This window comes from Citrobacter sp. MGH110, assembly GCF_001037515.1.
Classification (GTDB): domain Bacteria; phylum Pseudomonadota; class Gammaproteobacteria; order Enterobacterales; family Enterobacteriaceae; genus Citrobacter; species Citrobacter portucalensis.
Genome location: NZ_KQ089830.1, coordinates 2,170,970 through 2,192,849 on the forward strand (window position 1 = coordinate 2,170,970; position 21,880 = coordinate 2,192,849).

At 52.0% G+C, this 21,880-nt stretch carries 22 protein-coding genes and 1 pseudogene; 15 read left to right on the forward strand and 8 right to left on the reverse strand.

The window, feature by feature from the left end; genetic code table 11:
* Positions 1-108 precede the first annotated feature (108 nt).
* From otnK to SK38_RS10440, 8 genes are read left to right on the forward strand one after another with little or no spacing between them, the layout of a single operon-like run.
* On the forward strand, positions 109-1,365 hold the full coding sequence (gene otnK, locus SK38_RS10405; protein ID WP_048235842.1) for a 3-oxo-tetronate kinase: 1,257 nt from the start codon (positions 109-111) through the stop codon (positions 1,363-1,365).
* Positions 1,362-2,006, forward strand: a complete 645-nt coding sequence (gene otnC, locus SK38_RS10410; protein ID WP_048235844.1) for a 3-oxo-tetronate 4-phosphate decarboxylase — start codon at positions 1,362-1,364, stop codon at positions 2,004-2,006. Before otnK ends, otnC begins: the two co-directional genes overlap by 4 nt.
* Before the next feature lie 6 nt (positions 2,007-2,012).
* A complete protein-coding gene (locus SK38_RS10415; RefSeq protein WP_188110117.1) occupies positions 2,013-2,822 on the forward strand; it encodes a DeoR/GlpR family DNA-binding transcription regulator in 810 nt (269 codons plus the stop codon).
* Complete coding sequence (locus SK38_RS10420) at positions 2,803-3,579, forward strand: hydroxypyruvate isomerase family protein (RefSeq protein ID WP_048235847.1); 777 nt, start codon at positions 2,803-2,805, stop codon at positions 3,577-3,579. Before SK38_RS10415 ends, SK38_RS10420 begins: the two co-directional genes overlap by 20 nt.
* Positions 3,580-3,607: 28 nt before the next feature.
* Positions 3,608-4,420, forward strand: a complete 813-nt coding sequence (locus SK38_RS10425) for a beta-keto acid cleavage family enzyme (RefSeq protein ID WP_048235849.1) — start codon at positions 3,608-3,610, stop codon at positions 4,418-4,420.
* A gap of 21 nt (positions 4,421-4,441) precedes the next feature.
* Positions 4,442-5,788 carry a bile acid:sodium symporter family protein gene (locus SK38_RS10430; protein ID WP_048235850.1) on the forward strand — a complete coding sequence of 449 codons (1,347 nt, stop codon included), beginning with the start codon at positions 4,442-4,444 and terminating at the stop codon, positions 5,786-5,788.
* Positions 5,789-5,793: 5 nt separating this feature from the next.
* Positions 5,794-6,213: a GlcG/HbpS family heme-binding protein gene (locus SK38_RS10435; RefSeq protein ID WP_048235851.1), complete on the forward strand. Its 420-nt coding sequence runs from the start codon at positions 5,794-5,796 to the stop codon at positions 6,211-6,213.
* A complete protein-coding gene (locus SK38_RS10440) occupies positions 6,210-6,863 on the forward strand; it encodes an aspartate/glutamate racemase family protein (RefSeq protein WP_032942725.1) in 654 nt (217 codons plus the stop codon). Before SK38_RS10435 ends, SK38_RS10440 begins: the two co-directional genes overlap by 4 nt.
* A 97-nt stretch (positions 6,864-6,960) precedes the next feature.
* On the opposite strand, the gene sucD is transcribed toward SK38_RS10440, so the two are convergent.
* The 8 genes from sucD to sdhC form a co-directional block, all read right to left on the reverse strand.
* Positions 6,961-7,830 (reverse strand): succinate--CoA ligase subunit alpha, encoded by an 870-nt coding sequence (sucD, locus tag SK38_RS10445; protein ID WP_003022929.1) that lies wholly within the window; start codon positions 7,828-7,830, stop codon positions 6,961-6,963.
* Positions 7,830-8,996: an ADP-forming succinate--CoA ligase subunit beta gene (gene sucC / locus SK38_RS10450; RefSeq protein WP_003022927.1), complete on the reverse strand. Its 1,167-nt coding sequence runs from the start codon at positions 8,994-8,996 to the stop codon at positions 7,830-7,832. Before sucC ends, sucD begins: the two co-directional genes overlap by 1 nt.
* Before the next feature lie 90 nt (positions 8,997-9,086).
* On the reverse strand, positions 9,087-10,310 hold the full coding sequence (odhB, locus tag SK38_RS10455; RefSeq protein ID WP_048235853.1) for a 2-oxoglutarate dehydrogenase complex dihydrolipoyllysine-residue succinyltransferase: 1,224 nt from the start codon (positions 10,308-10,310) through the stop codon (positions 9,087-9,089).
* Positions 10,311-10,324: 14 nt separating this feature from the next.
* Positions 10,325-13,126 (reverse strand): 2-oxoglutarate dehydrogenase E1 component, encoded by a 2,802-nt coding sequence (gene sucA / locus SK38_RS10460; protein ID WP_003831411.1) that lies wholly within the window; start codon positions 13,124-13,126, stop codon positions 10,325-10,327.
* A gap of 265 nt (positions 13,127-13,391) precedes the next feature.
* A complete protein-coding gene (gene sdhB, locus SK38_RS10465; RefSeq protein ID WP_003022921.1) occupies positions 13,392-14,108 on the reverse strand; it encodes a succinate dehydrogenase iron-sulfur subunit SdhB in 717 nt (238 codons plus the stop codon).
* Positions 14,109-14,123: 15 nt separating this feature from the next.
* Entirely contained in the window at positions 14,124-15,890 is a 1,767-nt protein-coding gene (gene sdhA, locus SK38_RS10470) for a succinate dehydrogenase flavoprotein subunit (RefSeq protein ID WP_003831409.1), read from the reverse strand.
* The gene (sdhD, locus tag SK38_RS10475) at positions 15,890-16,237 is read right to left on the reverse strand and encodes a succinate dehydrogenase membrane anchor subunit (RefSeq protein WP_003831408.1); all 348 of its coding nucleotides are present in this window, start codon (positions 16,235-16,237) and stop codon (positions 15,890-15,892) included. Before sdhD ends, sdhA begins: the two co-directional genes overlap by 1 nt.
* A complete protein-coding gene (sdhC, locus tag SK38_RS10480; RefSeq protein ID WP_048235854.1) occupies positions 16,231-16,635 on the reverse strand; it encodes a succinate dehydrogenase cytochrome b556 subunit in 405 nt (134 codons plus the stop codon). The genes sdhD and sdhC overlap by 7 nt, the downstream gene beginning before the upstream one ends.
* A 383-nt stretch (positions 16,636-17,018) precedes the next feature.
* On the opposite strand from sdhC, the pseudogene SK38_RS25110 reads away from it, so the two are divergent.
* From SK38_RS25110 to SK38_RS10510, 7 genes and pseudogenes are all read left to right on the forward strand, one after another.
* Positions 17,019-17,129: pseudogene (locus SK38_RS25110) on the forward strand (hypothetical protein).
* 203 nt (positions 17,130-17,332) lie between these two features.
* The gene (locus SK38_RS10485) at positions 17,333-18,616 is read left to right on the forward strand and encodes a citrate synthase (protein ID WP_003831404.1); all 1,284 of its coding nucleotides are present in this window, start codon (positions 17,333-17,335) and stop codon (positions 18,614-18,616) included.
* A 228-nt stretch (positions 18,617-18,844) separates the two neighbouring features.
* Positions 18,845-20,584 carry a type VI secretion system tube protein TssD gene (tssD, locus tag SK38_RS10490; protein WP_048235856.1) on the forward strand — a complete coding sequence of 580 codons (1,740 nt, stop codon included), beginning with the start codon at positions 18,845-18,847 and terminating at the stop codon, positions 20,582-20,584.
* Positions 20,571-20,855 (forward strand): bacteriocin immunity protein, encoded by a 285-nt coding sequence (locus SK38_RS10495; protein ID WP_048235858.1) that lies wholly within the window; start codon positions 20,571-20,573, stop codon positions 20,853-20,855. Before tssD ends, SK38_RS10495 begins: the two co-directional genes overlap by 14 nt.
* A 34-nt stretch (positions 20,856-20,889) precedes the next feature.
* Entirely contained in the window at positions 20,890-21,168 is a 279-nt protein-coding gene (locus SK38_RS10500; protein ID WP_048235859.1) for a bacteriocin immunity protein, read from the forward strand.
* Positions 21,169-21,196: 28 nt separating this feature from the next.
* On the forward strand, positions 21,197-21,538 hold the full coding sequence (locus tag SK38_RS10505; RefSeq protein ID WP_048235860.1) for a hypothetical protein: 342 nt from the start codon (positions 21,197-21,199) through the stop codon (positions 21,536-21,538).
* A 57-nt stretch (positions 21,539-21,595) separates the two neighbouring features.
* A complete protein-coding gene (locus SK38_RS10510) occupies positions 21,596-21,877 on the forward strand; it encodes a bacteriocin immunity protein (protein ID WP_048235861.1) in 282 nt (93 codons plus the stop codon).
* Positions 21,878-21,880: the final 3 nt, after the last annotated feature.

Consider the following 21,880-nt stretch of genomic DNA (forward strand, 5'->3'; position numbering starts at 1 on the left):
TTTACTGTGAATCAATGATGTGCTTATTTGTGATAATCATCATGTGAATGTGAAAGGCCCTCCTGAATAATATGTTCAATTAGCAAACAATCTGAACGGAGTTGATCCATGGCCGTCACCACAGGCGTTATCGCCGACGATTTCACCGGCGCAACGGACATTGCAAGCTTTATGGCGCAGCAGGGGTGGCGCGTTGCGCTACTGCCCGGAATGCCTGATACCACTCAATGCTGGAATGAAGAGGTCGAAGCTATCGTCATCTCGCTGAAAAGCCGCTCATTACCCGCAGAACAGGCCATCGCACAATCTCTGTCCTGTGCCCGCTGGCTGAAACAAAAGGCAGGTGTCCGCCAGATCTATTTTAAATATTGTTCGACGTTCGACTCCACGCCAACAGGCAACATTGGACCGGTCAGCGATGCGTTGATGAACGAGCTGCATACACCCGTGATCGTCCACTGCCCCGCCCTGCCGCAAAACGGGCGCACGGTGGTGCATGGTCATCTTTTTGTAAACGGCGTACTGCTTAACGAATCCGGGATGGAAAAGCATCCGCTTAATCCTATGACCGATGCCAGCCTGCCGCGCCTGCTGAGCGCGCAAACGCCAGGTAAGGTTGGTTGCATTAACCTCACGATACTGCGTCAAGGTGTGGAAGCGGTCACTAACGCTCTGGCCCAACTTCAGGCTGAAGGTATGCGTCACGTTATCGTCGATACGCTGGATGAAGCAGATCTCACCACGCTGGCGCAGGCACTCCATGCCAGCCCTCTGTTAGCCGGGGGCTCCGGGCTCGGTGGCGCACTGGCCGCCTGCACCGGAACTCAGCAAACCATGCCGCTGGACGCTTTTCCACTACCTGCTAAAACGGTGGTGTTCTCCGGTAGCTGTTCTGCAATGAGTAATCGTCAGGTCAATCGCTATAAGGCCGCAGCAGCCTCTCGTGTACTCGACGTGGCCCGCTGCCTGTCTGATACAGAACGCTACACTGATGAACTATGTGCCTGGGCGATGACGCATATCAACGACCCATTCGCGCCGATGATATACGCCACCCAGCCGCCAGACGTACTCCAACGCATTCAACAAGAGTACGGCGAACAGACTGCCAGCCAGGCGATCGAACACGCTTTTTCCCGACTGAGCGCAAAGCTACAAGTTGCAGGTGTAAACACCTTTATCGTCGCAGGCGGAGAAACATCCGGCACCGTGGTAGAGGCACTGCAGGTGAAGCGTCTGTCCGTTGGCAAAGCCATTGCGCCTGGCGTGCCGTGGGTATTTTCCTCCGGTCTGGCGCTGGCGCTGAAGTCAGGCAACTTTGGTGACGAAGATTTCTTTTTTACAGCCCAGGAGTACGCATTATGAATCCGGTGAGTGAACACCAACTACGCGAACTACTCGTCCACTATGGCCGTTCCTTGTTTATGCGTGGTTACAGCAGCGGCGGCTCCGGCAACCTCAGCGTCAAATTGCCGGATGGCGGCTATCTGGTGACCCCGACCAACTCCTGCCTGGGTGAGCTTGATCCTGCCACGCTAAGTAGGCTGGATGCCAACGGCGTGCATCTTAGCGGCGACAAACCGTCAAAAGAGGTGCCCATGCATTTGGCGTGGTATCGGCATCAGCCATCCTGCGGCGCGGTTGTGCACCTGCATTCTCCATGGTTGACCGCGCTCTCCTGTCTGCCTTGCTCCACACCAGAAAACTGTCTACCGCCACTAACGCCATACTATGTGATGCGCGTCGGACAACTACCGCTGCTGCCTTATTTCAAGCCCGGCCATGAAGGCATTGCCAGCGCACTGAGTGAAATCGCGGCAGACCATACGGCTGCGTTGCTGGCCAATCACGGGCCGGTAGTAAGCGGTCGCTCGCTGCGTGAGGCGGTGTTTAACGCCGAGGAACTAGAAGACAGCGCCCGCATCTGGCTGACATTAAAACCGCTCGGCTATGTTCCGCTCTCAGAAGAGGCGGTGGCCGAACTTGAACATTCCCGGCAAGCGTGAGGTGACATGATGATCCCCGAGCAACGACGTGATTTTATCTACCGCTATGTGCACGAAAAGAATGCCGCCTCATTTAATGAACTGGCAGATCTAATGAGCGTGTCGCATATGACCGTACGTCGCGACATTCAGTTGCTGGAAGAAGAAGGCAAAGTTATCGCCATTAACGGCGGCGTGAAGCTCAATAACCTGCTGAAATCCGAACTGCCGTGGCGGGAAAAAGCCGAGTTGAATCATGATGTGAAGCGCAAAATGGGCCAGCTCGCCGCAATGCTCATTGAGCCCGGACAAACGCTGTATCTGGATGCCGGAACATCGTTGTTTGAAGTGGCGAAAGCGGTAGCCGCCAGCCACTGTTTCAATCTGACGGTCGTCACCAACGATTTTTCCATCAGCCACTATCTGATGGATATGCCACACATTACGCTCTATCACACCGGCGGTCTGGTGGATCAGCGTAACCGCTCATGTCTTGGCAAAAGCGCCGCCAGTTTTCTGCGCACCATTAATATTGATGTGGCGTTTCTCAGTTCATCGTCGTGGGATACCGAGCGCGGCATGTCGACACCGAGTGAAGGGAAAGCCTCGGTCAAAGAAGCGGTACTCACCGTCTCCCGGCGTCGGGTGCTGGTCTGCGACAGCAGTAAGTTTGGCAAATACGGCATGTTCCACATCTGTGGGCTGGAGCAGTTAACCGACATTATTTCTGATAACCGGTTACCGGAAAATGCGCAGCAGACTATTGCCAGCCAGGACGTTAAGCTGCATCTGGTTGATGGCCGGGAGGGTGCACGCCATGCTGAAGTTAGCGGCTAACCTCGACTGGTTATTTACTGATTTACCGATAGCGGGTCGATTTCAGGCGGCAAAAGCAGCCGGTTTTCGCGGCGTAGAAGGGCTGTTTCTCTGGCAGCACCCGCTGGAGCATTTGCGGGCCGCTCAGCAGGAAACATCTCTGCCGGTGGTGCTGATGAACGCCCCGGCTGGCAACTGGGCACAGGGTGAACGGGGACTCGCAGCATTGCCCGGTCGAGACCAGGAATTTCATCACAGTCTGAACGTGGCGCGAGATTACGCCACGGCACTGGGTTGTCGCCGGGTTCACGTTATGTCCGGCTTGCGCTGCAATCACCTGACGCTGCACGCCCAGCGCGACCTCCTGACGAATCGACTGCGCATCGCCTGCGATGTGATGGCAGACGCGGAAATCGATGTACTGATTGAACCATTAAATTCGCAGGATATGCCCGGTTATTTTATTGACAGTTTCCCGCTGGCTGAATCTATCATTCACGAGGTTGGTAAGAAGAATATCGGCTTACAGTTTGATATTTACCACTGTCAGAAAACTCATGGCAACGTGGCGAAAAATATCGAACGCTATTTTACCCTTATTAAACATTTTCAAATCGCTTCTGTTCCTTATCGCCATGAACCGGGAACCGGGGAGTTAAATGAAGCATGGCTATTTAATTTTATAAGAAAAATGAATTACCAGGACTGGATTGGCTGTGAATATCAACCATCAACATCAGGGCCGGAATCATTACGCTGGATAACGCCTTACCTATAATTTTAATATCTCTGTACCGGAGGAAAAAATGTCGGATACTGTTATTATTTCGCTGGCACCCGTTGCCGCAGATTGCCCCAGAGTTATACCCGAAGAACTGGCGCAGGAAATACTCGCCAGCGTAGAACATGGCGCGTCCATCGTCCATTTACACGTTCGCGATAAACAGGGACGCCTGACGCCAGATACTACCGACTTTCAGGCAACAATTGACCGCGTTATGCGCCATTCAAACCTGATTATTCAGGCTTCTACCGGCGGCGTCTCTTCGATGTCCATCGCCGAGCGCTGCGCGCCACTGGCCTGCCCCGGCGTGGAGATGGCCTCGCTGAATGTCGGTTCCGTTAACCTCGGTGATACGGTATATTTTAATCCCGGTCCGGACGTGGAATATTGTTCACGGCAAATAACTGAACGCAATATTATTCCAGAGTTTGAAGTTTTTGAAATCGGCATGATTAATAACATCCTGAACCTTGAAGATAAAATAAAATTTCAAAAACCTATGCTCTTTAATATTGTTCTCGGTCACCGCGGCAGTACGCCTGCAACCGTTGATGCATTAATTGCTCTGCGTAGCATGATCCCACGCGACGCCTTATGGGGAATTACTCATTTTGGCAGAAGGAATTTCGATATTATCGCTGCCGCGGTCGCTATGGGTGCCAGTGAAGTGCGAATCGGCTATGAAGATAGTTATTATTTAAGCGCCGAAGAAAAAGCTCAGCATAATTATCAGCAGGTCGCCAAACTCGCTACGCTCATTCGCAGTATGGATAAAAAAGTTGCTACGCCGGAAATTGCGCGGCGCATGTTATCTATTCCACCCCGGCAGCAATAACAACAGCAAGGACATTTCAACATGACTATGACCACTGTTATTCACAAAACCGGACTCGGCGTCAGCGTTGCGGGCGTGGCGCTGGCGATTATCGGCGCGCTCATCCAGTCCACGGCGCTGTGGCAGCCGGGGCTGGTGATGTTCACCGTCGGATTCGCCGCCGGTGCAGGCTACTGGCCTGGTTTACGCAGCTATCAGTTTACGTTGTGGATCATCGCCGGTTTTGTTGCCGCCATGACCTGGTCTACGGATCTGATCGTCTGGGGCGGTTTCAATATCACCCATAAATGGATCGTGTTCCTTGTGATTCAGGCCACCATGTTCAGCATGGGCACCAAGCTAACGATCCAGGATTTTATTGATGTCGCCAAAATGCCGTGGGCAGTTTTTATCGGTACCTTCTGCCATTTCGTGATCATGCCCCTGCTCGGCCTGAGCATTACCCTGATCTTTGATTTTCCGCCTGAAGTGGCGGTGGGCATTTTGTTGATTGGCGCTTGCCCCAGCGGTCTCTCGTCAACGGTGATGGTTTACATCGCCAACGCCAACCTCGCGCTGGCGGTATCAATCGCCGCAGTCTCAACGCTGGCGGCAACGGTAATGACACCGTTGTGGGTTAATCTGCTGGCGGGTTCGATGATTGATATCCAGCTCACCGCGATGGTGATGGACGTGGTGAAAATCGTATTAATTCCCATCGGCGCAGCAATTCTGCATGACTATCTGAAAACCTATGCAGGCGTGCGCGGACGCCGTGTTGTCCAGATGCTGGCCGGGATCGGCGCAATTTGGCTGCTGTATATGATTGCCGGCGGCTGGGACGCGCTGTTTGGTCATGCCAGCGCCGAAGCGCAGATGTACGCGGTGGTCCTCAACTTCGTAGCAGGCGGCCTCGTTTGGGCATTGTTCTACAACTGGCTGTATGGCCGCGTGGCGGGCGTGAAGAAGGTCATGCCAACCATCTCAATGATGGGGATCATTTTCTTTACCACCACCGCCGCCGCCGCCGGGCGCGACAACCTGGTGCAGGTCGGTTTCCTGCTCTGCTTCGCCATGTTGATGCATAACCTCGGCGGCTTCCTGATTGGTTATCTGATGAGCCGCTGGATCTTCCGCATGGACGTGCAGTCTGCCCGTACCGTGGCCTTTGAAGTCGGCCTGCAAAACGGCGGTATGGCGTCAGGGCTTGCCGCCGCGATGGGCAAACTGGCAACGGTAGGACTCGCCTCAGCGGTGATGACACCGCTGGGTAACGTTAGCGGCTCGCTGCTCGCCAACTACTGGCGCAAAAAAGACGCCAGACAGGCGCAGGCAGCAGCAGCCAAAGATCCCGTTCAACCCGCTTGCGAAAATCTGTCGAAAGGATAATCACGATGACAACTCTCACTCTGGGACACGCCCTGCGCGCCGTAACCTGTGCGCTCGAACTCGCCGAAACACGTTATGCAAATCGCCCGTTAAGCGTGGCCGTATGCGATGCCAATGGAGAACTGCTCAGCTTTGCGCGGATGGATAACGCCAAACTGTTAACCATCGAGTTAACCCAGCGTAAAGCGCGCACCAGCAGCCGCCTGGGCTGCACCACGCAGGCATTTTTACAGCGTCTGCAAAAAGAGCAGCTGGATATTAGCTATTTTGCCGATCCGCGTTTTACGGCGCTGCCGGGCGGGATCCCTATTCTGCACCAGGGGAAATGCCTTGGAGCCGTCGCGGTAGGTGGTTTATCCGCGCAGGAAGATCATGATGCGGCGCTGTCCGTCGCAGAAATATTACTTAAGGAGATTGCCCAATGAAAAAGGTCGCCATGCTGCATACCAGTGCAGCCACCCTTGCAATGATGCAACAGCTGATCGCCGACATCATGCCGGAGGTCGAAGTGATGCACCTGGTTGAAGAATCTATGATTAAACAGGTGATGAAAGCCGGAGGCGTATCGCCAAATATTGCCGCCCGCATCGCCGACTATGTGCATATTGCTGAAAAGGCGGACTGCGATATCTTTATTACCGCCTGCTCTTCAATTGGTACTGCGGTGGAGCAATGCCAGTTTATGACTCCACTCCAGCTCGCGCGCATTGACTGCGCGATGGTGGAAGAGGCGATTGGAAAAGGCGAGCGGATCGCCGTGTTGGCAACTGTGGCAACCACGCTGAAGCCAACGCTGGATTACGTCCAGCGTAAAGTTCAGCAAAGCGGTAAATCACGAACCATTACGCCTGTATTAATGGAGGATGCATTCCACGCGCTGCTGGCGGGAGATATGGATACCCATGACCGTATCGTCAGTGAAGGGTTACAGAGCGCCTTTACCCAGGCGGATGTCGTGATGCTGGCACAGGCTTCGATGGCGCGCGTTTTACAACAGCTCCCTTCCCCGCCGGTGCCGGTAATGACCTCACCGGAAAGCGGAATTCGCTGGTTGAAAACGCTGGCTGAACGGTAAATTCCCGGCAAAAAAAAGGCCATCATCAGATGGCCAACCATGTCGAAACGGGACCAGCCCTTGACTATGCAGAGAGTCAGGGCTGTTTTTTTATTTCTTACTTAATAACGGTTTTCAGCGCTTCGCCGATATCGGCCAGGCTACGAACAGTTTTCACGCCTGCAGCTTCCAGCGCAGCGAATTTCTCATCCGCTGTACCTTTACCACCCGCGATAATCGCACCCGCGTGACCCATACGCTTACCTTTCGGCGCAGTCACACCCGCGATGTAACCTACAACCGGCTTGGTTACATGATCTTTGATGTAAGCAGCCGCTTCTTCTTCCGCGCTACCGCCGATCTCACCGATCATGACGATCGCTTCAGTCTGCGGATCTTCCTGGAACAGCTTCAGGATGTCGATGAAGTTAGAGCCAGGGATCGGGTCGCCACCGATACCCACACAGGTAGACTGGCCGAAACCATAGTCGGTGGTCTGCTTAACCGCTTCATAGGTCAGGGTACCTGAACGGGAAACGATACCCACTTTACCCGGCTTGTGAATGTGGCCCGGCATGATACCGATTTTACATTCACCCGGAGTGATAACGCCTGGGCAGTTCGGGCCGATCATGCGTACGCCAGCTTCATCCAGCTTCACTTTCACGGTCAGCATATCCAGCGTAGGGATACCTTCGGTGATGGTGATGATAAGCTTGATGCCTGCATCGATTGCTTCCAGAATGGAATCTTTGCAGAACGGCGCCGGAACGTAGATAACGGTGGCAGTTGCGCCGGTCGCTTCTACCGCTTCACGTACGGTGTTGAACACTGGCAGACCCAGATGCGTGGTGCCGCCTTTGCCCGGCGTAACGCCACCGACCATTTGCGTACCGTAAGCGATCGCTTGTTCGGAGTGGAATGTCCCCTGGCTACCGGTGAAGCCCTGGCAGATAACCTTGGTATCTTTATTAATTAAAACTGACATTATTTCCCCTCCACTGCGGCAACAACCTGCTGAGCTGCATCCGTCAGACTTTTCGCTGCAATAATATTCAGGCCGCTATCAGCCAGTTTTTTCGCGCCGAGTTCAGCGTTGTTACCTTCCAGACGTACCACGACCGGAACGTTTACACCTACTTCTGCTACCGCGCCGATGATACCGTCAGCGATCAGATCGCAACGTACGATACCGCCGAAGATGTTAACCAGTACGGCTTTAACATTGTCATCGGAAAGGATAATTTTGAACGCTTCGGTTACACGTTCTTTGGTCGCACCGCCGCCAACGTCGAGGAAGTTAGCCGGTTCGCCGCCGTGCAGCTTAACGATGTCCATGGTGCCCATTGCCAGGCCCGCACCGTTAACCATACAACCGATGTTACCGTCCAGTGCGACGTAGTTCAGTTCCCACTGTGCAGCCTGCGCTTCACGCGGATCTTCCTGAGACTGGTCGCGCATTTCGCGCAGGTCAGCCTGGCGGAACAGTGCGTTGCCGTCAGCGCCCAATTTGCCGTCGAGGCAGATCAGATCACCCTGTTTGGTCACAACCAGCGGGTTGATTTCGATCAGCGCCAGATCGCGCTCCAGGAAGATAGTCGCCAGACCCATGAAGATCTTGGTGAACTGCTGAACCTGTTTACCTTCCAGACCCAGTTTGAACGCCAGCTCACGGCCCTGGTAAGGCATCGGACCTGCCAGCGGATCGAGCGCCACTTTGTGGATCAGGTGCGGGGTTTCTTCCGCTACTTTTTCGATTTCCACGCCGCCTTCGGTAGAGGCCATGAAGACCACGCGACGGGAGCTACGGTCAACAACTGCGCCGAGGTAAAGTTCTTTACCAATGTCGGTCGCGGCTTCAACCAGAATCTGATTTACCGGTTGGCCATGAGCATCTGTCTGGTAAGTGACCAGACGTTTACCCAGCCAGTGTTCAGCAAAAGCGCGAATGTCTTCTTTGCTGTTTACCACCTTCACACCGCCCGCTTTACCACGGCCACCAGCGTGAACCTGACATTTCACTACCCACGGGCCAGCGCCGATTTTAGATGCAGCTTCTTCGGCTTCGCGCGGAGTAGTACAGGCATAACCCACCGGTGCCGGTAAGCCATAGCGGGCAAAAAGTTGTTTTGCCTGATATTCATGTAAGTTCATGTGTTCTGTCCATCCTTCAGGTAATCGTTATCTTTTACCCGTAGGTCTGACTAGCGTCCAGACCTACGGGGCAGGTGATACTCTTATTAACTACACGTCCAGCAGCAGACGCGTTGGATCTTCCAGCAACTCTTTAATGGTTACCAGGAAGCCTACTGACTCACGACCATCGATCAGACGGTGGTCATAAGACAGCGCCAGATACATCATCGGCAGGATTTCAACCTTGCCGTCTACCGCCATCGGACGATCTTTGATGGCATGCATACCCAGGATGGCGCTCTGCGGTGGGTTGATGATCGGCGTAGACATCAGGGAACCGAACACACCACCGTTAGTGATGGTGAAGTTACCACCCGTCAGATCTTCGACCGTCAACTTGCCGTCGCGACCTTTAACTGCCAGTTCTTTAATATTCTTCTCAATGTCAGCCATACCCAGCAGATCCACATCACGCAGGACCGGCGTGACCAGGCCACGCGGCGTGGAGACCGCCATGCTGACATCAAAGTAGTTGTGGTAAACCACGTCATCGCCGTCGATGGACGCGTTCACTTCCGGATAGCGTTTCAGCGCTTCAACAACCGCTTTCACGTAGAAAGACATAAAGCCCAGACGGATACCGTGGCGTTTCTCGAACGCATCACCGTATTGCTTACGCAGGTCCATGATTGGCTTCATGTTGACTTCGTTGAACGTGGTCAGCATGGCGGTGGAATTTTTCGCTTCCAGCAGACGCTCGGCTACGCGTTTGCGCAGACGGGTCATCGGAACACGTTTTTCGCCACGCGCGCCCAGTTGAGCCTGCGGTGCAGGTGCTGCAGCCGGCGCTTTTACTTCGGCTTTCGCAGCCGGAGCTTTCGCCAGATGTTTTTCAACATCTTCACGGGTGATACGACCGCCGACACCGGTGCCGTTGATAGCGCTGGCTTCGAGGTTATGCTCACCCAGCAGACGACGGATCGCCGGGCTCAGGGCATCGTTGTTCTGCTCAGCAAGAGACGCCTGCTGGCGCTGTGCCGGAGTAGAATCTTTCTCTTCAGACTTAGCACTGGTTTCTTTACCGGTGCTGTTGCCTTCACGCAGGCGACCGAGGATCTGGCGAGAAGTGACGGTTGTCCCTTCATCTTCCAGAACCGCATCAAGAATACCGTCCGCTGATGCCGGTACTTCCAGTACCACTTTGTCAGTTTCGATTTCTACCAGTACTTCATCACGACGTACTGCATCGCCCGGTTTTTTGTGCCAGGTTGCAACCGTTGCATCCGCTACGGATTCAGGCAGGTCGGGAACAAGAATATCTACGCTACTCATTATTTATCCTTTATTTAATCGACGTTCAGCGCGTCATTTACCAGATCTTGTTGCTGCTTCTGGTGAACGGACATATACCCTACTGCCGGAGAGGCAGAGGCCGGGCGACCTGCATAACGCAGAGCTGACCCAAATGGAATTACTTCACGGAAATGATGCTGGCTGCAGTACCATGCGCCCTGGTTGAGCGGCTCTTCCTGGCACCAGACAAAATCATGTACGTGAGCAAATGGTTTCAGCGCTTCCTGCACCGCTTTATGCGGGAACGGATAGAGCTGTTCGATGCGCACAATGGCGACATCTTTTTGGTCGTTCTTGCGGCGTTGCTCCAGCAGGTCGTAATAAACCTTACCAGAACACATCACGACACGCTTCACGCCTTTAGGATCAAGTTCATCTACTTCGCCAATGGCTGGCAGGAAAGTACCATTTGCCAGTTCGTCCAGCGTAGACACCGCCAGCGGATGACGCAGCAGCGACTTCGGTGACATCACCACCAGCGGACGACGCATACCGCGCAGCGCCTGACGACGCAGCATGTGGTAAACCTGCGCCGGGGTAGACGGGACGCAAACCTGCATGTTTTGCTCAGCGCAAAGTTGCAGATAACGTTCCAGACGCGCGGAGGAGTGCTCTGGACCCTGACCTTCATAGCCGTGCGGCAGCAGCATAACCAGACCGCACATACGGCCCCATTTCTGCTCGCCGGAAGAGATGAACTGGTCGATAACGACCTGTGCACCGTTAGCGAAGTCACCGAACTGTGCTTCCCAGATGGTCAGCGTGCGCGGTTCTGCTGTGGCATAACCGTACTCGAACGCCAGCACGGCTTCTTCAGACAGCACGGAGTCCCATACGCGGAAGGTGCCCTGTCCGTTATGCACATGCTGCAGCGGCGTGTAGGTTGAACCGTTCGCCTGGTTATGAATCACCGCGTGACGGTGGAAGAAGGTTCCGCGACCGGAGTCTTCACCCGACAGACGGACCGGAATGCCTTCGTCAACCAGCGTGGCGTAAGCCAGATTCTCTGCACCACCCCAGTCAAACAGCTTCTCGCCTGCGGCCATGGCCTGACGGTCGCCGTAAATCTTGGCAACACGCGACTGCATTTCAACCGCTTCAGGTACGGTGCTGATGCGTTTTGCCAGCTCCTGCAGACGCTTCATCTCAACTTTGTTCGGGTAGTTTTCATCCCATTCGTGGTTGAGGTACGGCGACCAGGTGAAGGAGTGCATGTTCATTGGACGCCACTCTTTCACTACGCATTCGCCAGCATCCAGCGCGTCACGGTACAGATTGACCATCTCGGTCGCATCTTCCAGCGTGGCGACCTTGTCCGCTTCCAGCTTATCAGCGTAGATTTTGCGCGGGGTCGGATGCTTTTTGATTTTCTGATACATCAGCGGCTGGGTTGCGCTCGGCTCGTCGGCTTCGTTGTGGCCGTGACGGCGGTAGCACACCAGATCGATGAAGACATCGCGTTTAAAGGTATTACGGAAATCCAGCGCCAGACGCGTCACGAAAGCGACCGCTTCCGGGTCATCCGCGTTCACGTGGAAAATCGGCGCCTGAACCATCTTACCGATGTCGGTACAGTACGGTGTAGAACGCGCATCCAGCGGGTTAGACGTAGTGAAGCCCACCTGGTTGTTGATAACGATGCGAACGGTACCGCCCACTTCGTAACCACGCGCTTTCGACATGTTCAGGGTTTCCTGAACCACGCCCTGCCCGGTAACTGCCGCATCACCGTGAATGGTGATTGGCAGGACTTTATTGCTGCTCGGCTCGTCCAGACGATCCAGACGTGCACGTACAGAACCGATAACCACCGGGCTAACGATTTCCAGGTGCGACGGGTTAAACGCCAGCGCCAGGTGTACCAGGCCGCCTTCGGTTTCGATATCAGACGAGAAGCCCATGTGGTACTTCACGTCACCGGTGCCGAGGTGTTCTTTATGTTTGCCCGCAAATTCGTCGAACAGTTCCTGCGGGCGTTTGCCCAGTACGTTAACCAGAACGTTCAGACGACCACGGTGCGCCATGCCCAGTACCACTTCACGGGTACCGCTGTTACCGGCGTGGCGGATCATCTCTTTGAGCATTGGGATTAACGCATCGCCGCCTTCCAGCGAGAAGCGTTTCGCGCCCGGGAACTTAGCGCCCAGGTAGCGTTCCAGACCTTCTGCTGCGGTCAGTTCACTGAGGAAGCGTTTTTTCTCTTCGCTACTGAATGCGGCACGGCCAGACTCGATACGCTGCTGAAGCCAACGTTTTTCTTCGGTGCTGGTGATGTGCATATACTCGGCGCCAATTGGGCCGCAGTAGGTTTGTTTCAGCGCAACAACCAGGTCGCTCAGCTTCATCGTGTCTTTGCCGCCGGCAAAAGAACCTACGTTAAAGCTTTCCTGGAAATCCGCATCGGTTAGATCGTGGAAAGACGGGTCCAGATCGGCCACATTTTCTTGCTGCCACAGTCCCAGCGGATCAAGATTCGCATGCTGATGACCGCGGAAACGATAGGCGTTAATGAGCTGCAGGACTTTAACCTGCTTCACATTGGCATCAGGGTCGGAAATAGAAGAAGAGTAACGTGGGGTAATCAACGCCTGTCGACGGAAATAATCACGTGTTTTTGAGTGAAGTTGATCCGGTTTGACTCCGGTACCAGGTAACTGCTGGAACGTCGAACGCCAGTTAGCATCTACCGAGTCAGGGTCGGTTAAGAAGTCTTCATAGAGCTGTTCTATCCAGCTCTGGTTAGAACCAGAGAGGTAAGAAGAGTCCAACCAGGCTTTCAAAGCGCTGTTCTGCATCGTGATCCCTTAAGCATTTGTATGCTTACTTCGCCGTGGATACTACCACGCACACCGATGTGCGTGCCGGGGTTCACTTGTTGCGGACTGTCGTGTCATCTGCGTCCGCTAAGGAACCTTTAAAAACTGTCTAATAATGTGGCAGTTTTTAGAGGTTTCCTGCACTTAAATTGCCTGATGGCGCTTCGCTAATCAGGCCTACAAGGTACGTAACCCGTAGGCCGGATAAGACGCTACGTCGCCATCCGGCAACCACTACAACTACTTACGCACTACGTTTGAGCAGCATCGACTTAATATGGCCGATGGCGCGCGTCGGGTTCAGTCCTTTCGGACATACGCTGACGCAGTTCATGATGCTATGGCAGCGGAATACGCTGAAAGCGTCACTTAAACCTTCCAGGCGGCTGTCGGTCTCGGTATCGCGGCTATCAATTAAGAAGCGATACGCTGCCAGCAGACCTGCCGGGCCAATAAACTTGTCCGGGTTCCACCAGAATGATGGGCAGGACGTTGAGCAGCATGCACACAAAATACATTCATACAGCCCATCGAGCTTCTCACGCTGCTCTGGCATTTGTAAATGCTCACGAGCTGGCGGATTTTTCCCATTATTCAACAAGTAAGGCTTAATCTTCTCATACTGTGCGTAGAATTGCCCCATGTCTACCACCAAATCGCGCACAACCGGTAAACCCGGCAGCGGGCGAATGACAATTTTTTTGCCCGGCTGATTCAGCGCAGAAATAGGAGTGATACAGGCCAGTCCATTTTTGCCGTTCATGTTCAGACCGTCGGAGCCACAAACTCCTTCACGGCAGGAGCGACGAAACGACAGCGACGGATCTTTTTCTTTCAGCTGCATCAATGCATCCAGCAGCATCATGTCGCGCCCTTCTTCCGCCTCCAGGGTGTAATCCTGCATGCGCGGAGCGTCGTCAACATCCGGGTTATAGCGATAAACTGAAAACTCGAGTTTCATTGTCCTGTCTCCGCATTAATAAGTACGAATCTTCGGCGGGAATGCCGGGCGCAGCTTCGGTTCCATATTGACTTGACGTCGCGTCATGGATTCCGACTCTGGCAGGTACAGGGAATGGCACAGCCAGTTTTCATCATCACGTTCCGGGAAGTCGAAGCGGCTATGCGCGCCACGGCTTTCGGTACGGAAGTTTGCAGATACTGCAGTGGCGTACGCGGTCTCCATCAGGTTATCCAACTCCAGACACTCAACGCGCTGGGTGTTGAACTCGCTGGAGGTATCGTCCAGACGGGCATTTTTCAGGCGTTCGCGGATCGCTTTCAGCTCTTCCAGACCTTTCGCCATCGCATCGCCTTCGCGGAATACCGAGAAGTTATGCTGCATACATTCTTGCAGCGCTTTGCGAATCGCTACCGGGTCTTCACCGTTACGGTTACCGTTCCAGCGGTTCAGACGCGCCAGAGAAGCGTCGATTTCATCTTCGGTCGCATCCAGCAGGTCACCCTGCTCAGCGATGGACTCCTGCAGATGCAGACCAACCGCACGACCAAATACTACCAGGTCCAGCAGCGAGTTACCGCCCAAACGGTTGGCGCCGTGAACCGATACGCAGGCGATTTCGCCGACGGCAAACAGCCCAGGGATCACCACATCTTCGCCCTGCTCATTCACGGTCAGCGCCTGGCCAGTTACTTTGGTCGGAATACCGCCCATCATATAGTGGCAGGTTGGGATAACCGGAATCGGCTCTTTGACCGGGTCAACGTGAGCAAAGGTACGGGACAGTTCGAGAATACCCGGCAGACGGGATTCCAGTACTTCTTTACCCAGGTGGTCGAGTTTCAGTTTGGCGTGCGGACCCCACGGGCCGTCGCAGCCGCGACCTTCGCGAATTTCGATCATGATGGAACGCGCCACCACGTCACGACCCGCCAGGTCTTTCGCATTCGGGGCATAACGCTCCATGAAGCGCTCACCGTGTTTGTTCAGCAGGTAGCCACCTTCACCACGGCAGCCTTCTGTTACCAGAACGCCTGCACCGGCGATACCGGTTGGGTGGAACTGCCACATCTCCATATCCTGCACCGGCACGCCAGCGCGGATAGCCATACCAACACCGTCACCGGTATTGATGTGGGCATTAGTAGTGGACTGATAAATACGGCCAGCACCGCCGGTGGCCAGCACGGTCGCGCGGGCTTTGAAGTAAACCACTTCACCGGTTTCGATACACAGCGCGGTACAACCGACAACTGCGCCATCGGCATTTTTCACCAGGTCCAGCGCATACCACTCGGAGAAGATGGTGGTATGGTTTTTCAGGTTCTGCTGATACAGCGTGTGCAACAGCGCATGACCGGTACGGTCGGCCGCTGCCGCAGTACGAGCCGCCTGCTCGCCGCCGAAGTTCTTCGACTGGCCGCCAAACGGACGTTGATAAATTGTGCCATTGTCGAGGCGAGAGAACGGCAGCCCCATGTGGTCCAGCTCCAGAATCGCTTCCGGACCGGTTTTACACATATATTCAATAGCGTCCTGGTCACCAATGTAGTCCGACCCTTTAACGGTGTCGTACATGTGCCATTCCCAGTTATCTTCATGGGTATTACCGAGCGCAACGGTGATGCCACCCTGCGCGGATACGGTATGGGAACGGGTTGGGAACACTTTGGAGAGCAGCGCACAGGTCTGACCGCTCTGGGAAATTTGCAGCGCCGCGCGCATACCTGCGCCGCCGGCACCAATCACAACAGCATCAAATTCTCTGACTGGCAGTTTCATTACACACCCCACACCACAACAAATCCATAAATGACGTAAACCACCAGCGCAACGACGATAGCCAGTTGCAGAATCAGGCGCACAGCCAGAGGTTTAACGTAGTCGGTCAACACCTGCCACATGCCAATCCAGGCATGAATCAAGATGGAGAAGAGTGCCAGCAGGGTGAAGACTTTGGTGAATGCCGATGAGAAGAAACCGGTCCAGACTTCATACGTCAGCTCGCCGCTGGTGGCGAAGAAACCGACCATATAGATGATGTATAACGTCAGAACGATAGCGGTAGCACGGACCAGAATGAAGTCATGTACGCCGTTGCGTCCTAATGCGGAGGCGTTGCTTACCATACGAGGACTCCTGCGAGAAGTGAAAGCACGACAATGATAACGAAACAAATTTTGGCGGAGCGTGTCCCTGCTCCGAGGGTTTCTTCGATATAGCCAAAATCCATCAACAGATGGCGAATGCCCATTACGGCGTGATATGCCAGCGCAATCAGGATCCCCCACAGAATTAACTCCACAAAGAAGTTATTCATAATGGATGACGCGGTGAGGAAACCTTCAGGGGAGGAAAGGCTGGTACCCAATAACCACAACAGAATCCCGACCGCCACAAAGGTGATCACTCCGGATACGCGATGGAGAATGGACGCTATCGCCGTGATTGGGAACCGGATCGTTTGCAGATCCAGATTGACAGGTCTTTGTTTTTTCACATTTCTTATCATGAATAACGCCCACATGCTGTTCTTATTATTCCCTTTAGACTTCGGGTACAGAAGATGAAGACACCTGTAGCCTGAAAGACGACGGGATTTCCTTCCTCCGGTCTGCGTGCGGGTCAGACAGCGTCCTTACTATAACTACGCGTCATATAAAACACTGCTTCCAGATGCTAAAACGACACGTTACAACGCTGGTTGGCTCGGGATTGCAGGGTATTCCGGAGACCTGGCGGCAGTATAGGACGTTCACAAAATCATTACAATTAACCTACATATAGTTTGTCGGGTTTTATCCCGAACAGTGACATAGGTCACGATAACAACATTATTTTAATTTTTAATCATCTGATTTGACAATCATTAAACAAAGTTGTTACAAACGACACCAGAAAAAGCATATAATGCGTAAAAGTTATGGGGTCACTCTTTCACCGGAGATTTAGTTATGTAACAGTGTGGAAGTATTGACCAATACCTTCAGGACAGTTATTAGTGATAGACAGGTTAAATAATTCGGATTGCTAAGTTCTTGATTTGCAGTTTATTCGCCATGAAAAGACCGTTTTACCTGCAAGCGCCCATAGCTCTGTACCCAGGTCATCCCCTCTTTCGCAGAGCGGCGAGCCAAATAACAAACTGGTAACGGTTTATTGATGCACGAAGGCAAATTTAAGTTCCGGCAGTCTTAAGCAATAAGGCGCTAAGGAGACCGTAAATGGCTGATACTAAAGCAAAACTCACTCTAAATGGTGACGCTGCTATTGAACTGGATGTGCTGAAAGGTACGCTCGGTCAAGATGTTATTGATATTCGTAGCCTTGGCTCAAAAGGGATGTTTACTTTTGACCCAGGTTTCACCTCTACCGCATCCTGCGAATCCAAAATTACTTTCATCGACGGTGACGAAGGTGTTTTGCTGCATCGCGGCTTCCCGATTGACCAACTGGCGACCGAGTCCAACTATCTGGAAGTGTGTTATATCCTGCTGTACGGCGAAAAACCGACGCAGGAAGAGTACGACGAGTTCAAAACCACAGTCACTCGCCATACCATGATCCACGAGCAGATCACCCGTCTGTTCCACGGTTTCCGCCGCGACTCTCACCCGATGGCCGTTATGTGCGGTGTAACCGGAGCGCTGGCAGCGTTCTATCATGACTCGCTGGATGTAAACAACGCGCGTCACCGTGAAATCGCCGCCTTCCGCCTGCTGTCCAAAATGCCAACCATGGCAGCGATGTGCTACAAATATTCCATCGGGCAGCCGTTCGTGTACCCACGTAACGATCTCTCCTACGCCGGTAACTTCCTGAACATGATGTTCTCTACGCCGTGCGAAAAATACGAAGTGAATCCGATTCTGGAACGCGCAATGGACCGTATCTTAATCCTGCACGCTGACCACGAACAGAACGCCTCAACCTCTACCGTACGTACCGCGGGCTCTTCTGGCGCTAACCCGTTTGCCTGCATCGCGGCAGGTATTGCTTCCCTGTGGGGACCGGCACACGGCGGCGCAAACGAAGCTGCGCTGAAAATGCTGGAAGAAATCAGCTCTGTTAAACACATTCCGGAATTTGTTCGCCGCGCGAAAGACAAGAATGATTCCTTCCGCCTGATGGGCTTTGGTCACCGTGTTTATAAAAACTATGACCCGCGCGCTACCGTCATGCGTGAAACCTGCCACGAAGTGCTGAAAGAACTGGGTACCAAAGATGATCTGCTGGAAGTGGCGATGGAACTTGAGCACATTGCGCTCAACGACCCGTACTTCATTGAGAAGAAACTCTACCCGAACGTAGACTTCTACTCCGGCATCATCCTGAAAGCGATGGGCATTCCGTCCTCCATGTTCACCGTGATCTTCGCCATGGCACGTACCGTTGGCTGGATTGCACACTGGAACGAAATGCACACCGACGGCATGAAAATCGCGCGTCCGCGTCAGCTGTACACCGGCTACGACAAGCGCGATTTTAAGTCTGATATTAAGCGTTAATTGTTCAGGCCACCGGATAATTCCGGTGGTTTTTTTCAGTTTCCGTCTTGTTCATTGCATTCACCTCTTCAATATTACTTTCTCTCGTTTACTCGCCCTTTAATATATTTAATTGAGCGCAATTCCTACCCTGTTTAATATAGCATTAATTGCCAAAGCATTATTTGATCTTTAAATTCATTAACTATTTAATCCAGCCTCATAAAACACAGCGCTGGATTAAATGGCATGGGCGACCTTATTTATCTGAAGATAACAGGTGAGCGACAAGGCGATATCTCTTCTGGTTGTGGTACAGACGCATCGATAGGAAATCGCTGGCAGGAAAACCATCCTGATGAGATTTTTGCTTTTTCGCTCTCTAACGGATTAGTTAATACGGGTTCTGGTATTAATACCCGGGAGCTAAGATTTGAAAAATTAATTGATAAAAGCACACCACTATTTATTAACGCCATCAATAACAATGAACGTCTGTTTATTGAAATTGATTTATGGCGAATAAACAGATTCGGCAGATGGGAACGCTACTATTATATTCAATTAAGAAATGCTTCGGTAAAAAGCATACAAACCTATGTGGCCCTAAACGAGCTGGATACCGAAGAAATTGCGGTATCGTATGACTATATTCTTTGCAAGCACCTGATTGCCAATACGGAGTTTGACTACCTGGCGTTGCCTGCTGAGTACAATCGTTTGTTTATACCGCCCCGCAATCAGCCGGCTAGTTCGATAATACCCGTTGCGAACCGACCTTCCCCCCCAGCACCACTCATTCCTGCAGTCACACCGGTCTATGCCAAATCCTGTCTGAAAGAGAAAGGCTGTACAGACGCAGGGAGCCGTGAAGAATCGGCTGAAAACTTCGGTCAGATGGCGGTTTTCGCACAATCTTCCGTTGATGATTGTTGCGGATATGCACAACCCGCAGAAGCCTCGGCCGCACTGCCGATCTTAGGTGGGCTGACGCAGGTGTGGGGCGAGTGGTCACTCAGTGGCATTCTCAGCGCCGCACGCGGCGTTCCTTATATCGGAGCGTTAGCTTCCGCGCTGTATATTCCGTCTGCGGGGACGGGCAGCGCACGCGTTCCCGGACGTGATGAGTTCTGGTATGAGGAAGAACTGCGGAAAAAGGCGCTGGTAGGTGGCACAGCCACAACCCGGGTTCGTTTTTTCTGGGGAACCGACATTCACGGTAAGTCGCAAGTCTACGGCGTGCATACCGGCGAAGGTACTCCGTATGAAAACGTGCGCGTCGCGAATATGCTATGGAATGATGGACACCATCGTTATGAATTTACGCCTGCCCACGACGTAGACGGGCCGTTAATCACATGGACGCCAGAAAATCCTGCGACGGGTGATGTACCTGAACATACTGGAAGCGATATTCCACCGCTTGATCAGCCAACAATTCTGGTGACACCCATCCCGGATGGCAAAAATGAGTACACCACGCCACCGTTCCTTGTGCCGGATGTCGCCGATTTTAACGATTATATTCTGGTCTTTCCGGCCGATTCAGGCATTCAGCCGATATATGTATACCTGAAAACAGCCCGGGACGAACCCGGCACAGCAACCGGCCAAGGTGAAATTCTATCCGGAAATGGTCGCTGGCTTGAGGCCGCCAGTTCAGGGCTGGGCGCACCGATACCTGCACAGGTCGCAGATAAGCTGCGAGGAAGAACATTTCGCAACTTTGACCATTTCAGAAGAGAGTTCTGGCTTGCGGTGTCAGAGTGCCCTGAGCTAATGAAGGATTTTAAACCTTCTAACCAAACCCTGATAAGAATGGGGTTAGCACCATATCCTGGTCCTTCAGAGCAAGTAGGTGGCAGAAGCACTTTTGAACTTCATCACTTAGAAGAAATCCAGCATGGCGGAGAAGCGTTTAATATGGATAATATAAATATTACTACTCCTCGCTTACATATAGGAATACATAAAAATGCTAATAGATAATGAAAAAAAAATAAGCGATTACACTGAGTCAGAGTTCATTGATCTGCTATCTAACTTTTTTGAGAATAAACATGGACTAAATGCTAGTGATTTTGGTAAATTTATCGATAACCTACAACTACATGTAGTCAAAGTCACCCAGCATCCACTTGGTAATGGACTGATTTTTAATACTCCAGATGAGATTGAATGTTCACCCTTAGGAATATTTAAGGAAATAAAAAAGTGGAGAACATCTCATGGATTAGAGTTATTTAAAGATTCTAAATGAGCTATACAAAGAAACTTATTATAAAGGTGAGTATATGAATCATCTTAAAAAGATCGAAGACTACACCGAAGCTGAATTCATAGAACTCTTGAATGAATTCTCCGCAAATCCGCGCTATCAAGGCGAAATGGACCGTGAATCTTACATCGACTCATTAGTCGATCATTTCGATAAAATCGTGGATCATCCGGAAAGTAATGGATTGATTTTTTATCCGCCGGATGACAGGGAAGATAGCCCACAAGGCATCATTGATGAAATCAAAAGATGGCGTAAGTCCCAGGGACGAGCGTCATTTAAAGATTCAGAATAAAAACCTTCACAGGTAATGGAAAAACAAAATGAAAACCAATTTCAATATTTTAGGAAAAGATTATTTCATTGAAAATGTGAAGAGTATTTACGATGAGTTATCTACTATAGATTTTACCAAAACAGTATCAGAGGAGGCTATCCGACTAGATGAAGATTTATTTCAACTAACCCAAAATAATGGTGTTGTCATAGACATCGGCTGGTACCCCTCGCTTGACGAGAAAGGGGAGTTTCTTATCCAGGTTATATCGAATGGCGATTGGGATCACCCTATGATAAAAACATCCTCAGGATGGGATAAAAATGAGCTGATTGAAAAGGTAAACGAGGTTTTAGGTCAGTTGCCTTTCATTTTAAAAGCTGAATAACCATTTCAAAAACAAATAATAGCACGCTGCAATGCAGAATATTATAAAGTTAAATATATGATTCATTTTAAACAAAAAATAGAAGACTACACTGAAGCTGAATTTATAGAATTTCTGAATGAATTATTTGAAAACCCCGGCAATCTGAAGGGAAGAGAATTTGAAACCCACTGTAATATGTTAGTCAAACACTTCGATAAAATCGTGGACCATCCGGAAAGTAATGGATTGATTTTTTATCCCCCGGATGACAGGGAGGACAACCCACAAGGCGTCATTGATGAAATCAAAAGATGGCGTAAGTCCCAGGGACGCCCATCATTTAAAGAATCAACCTAAAAA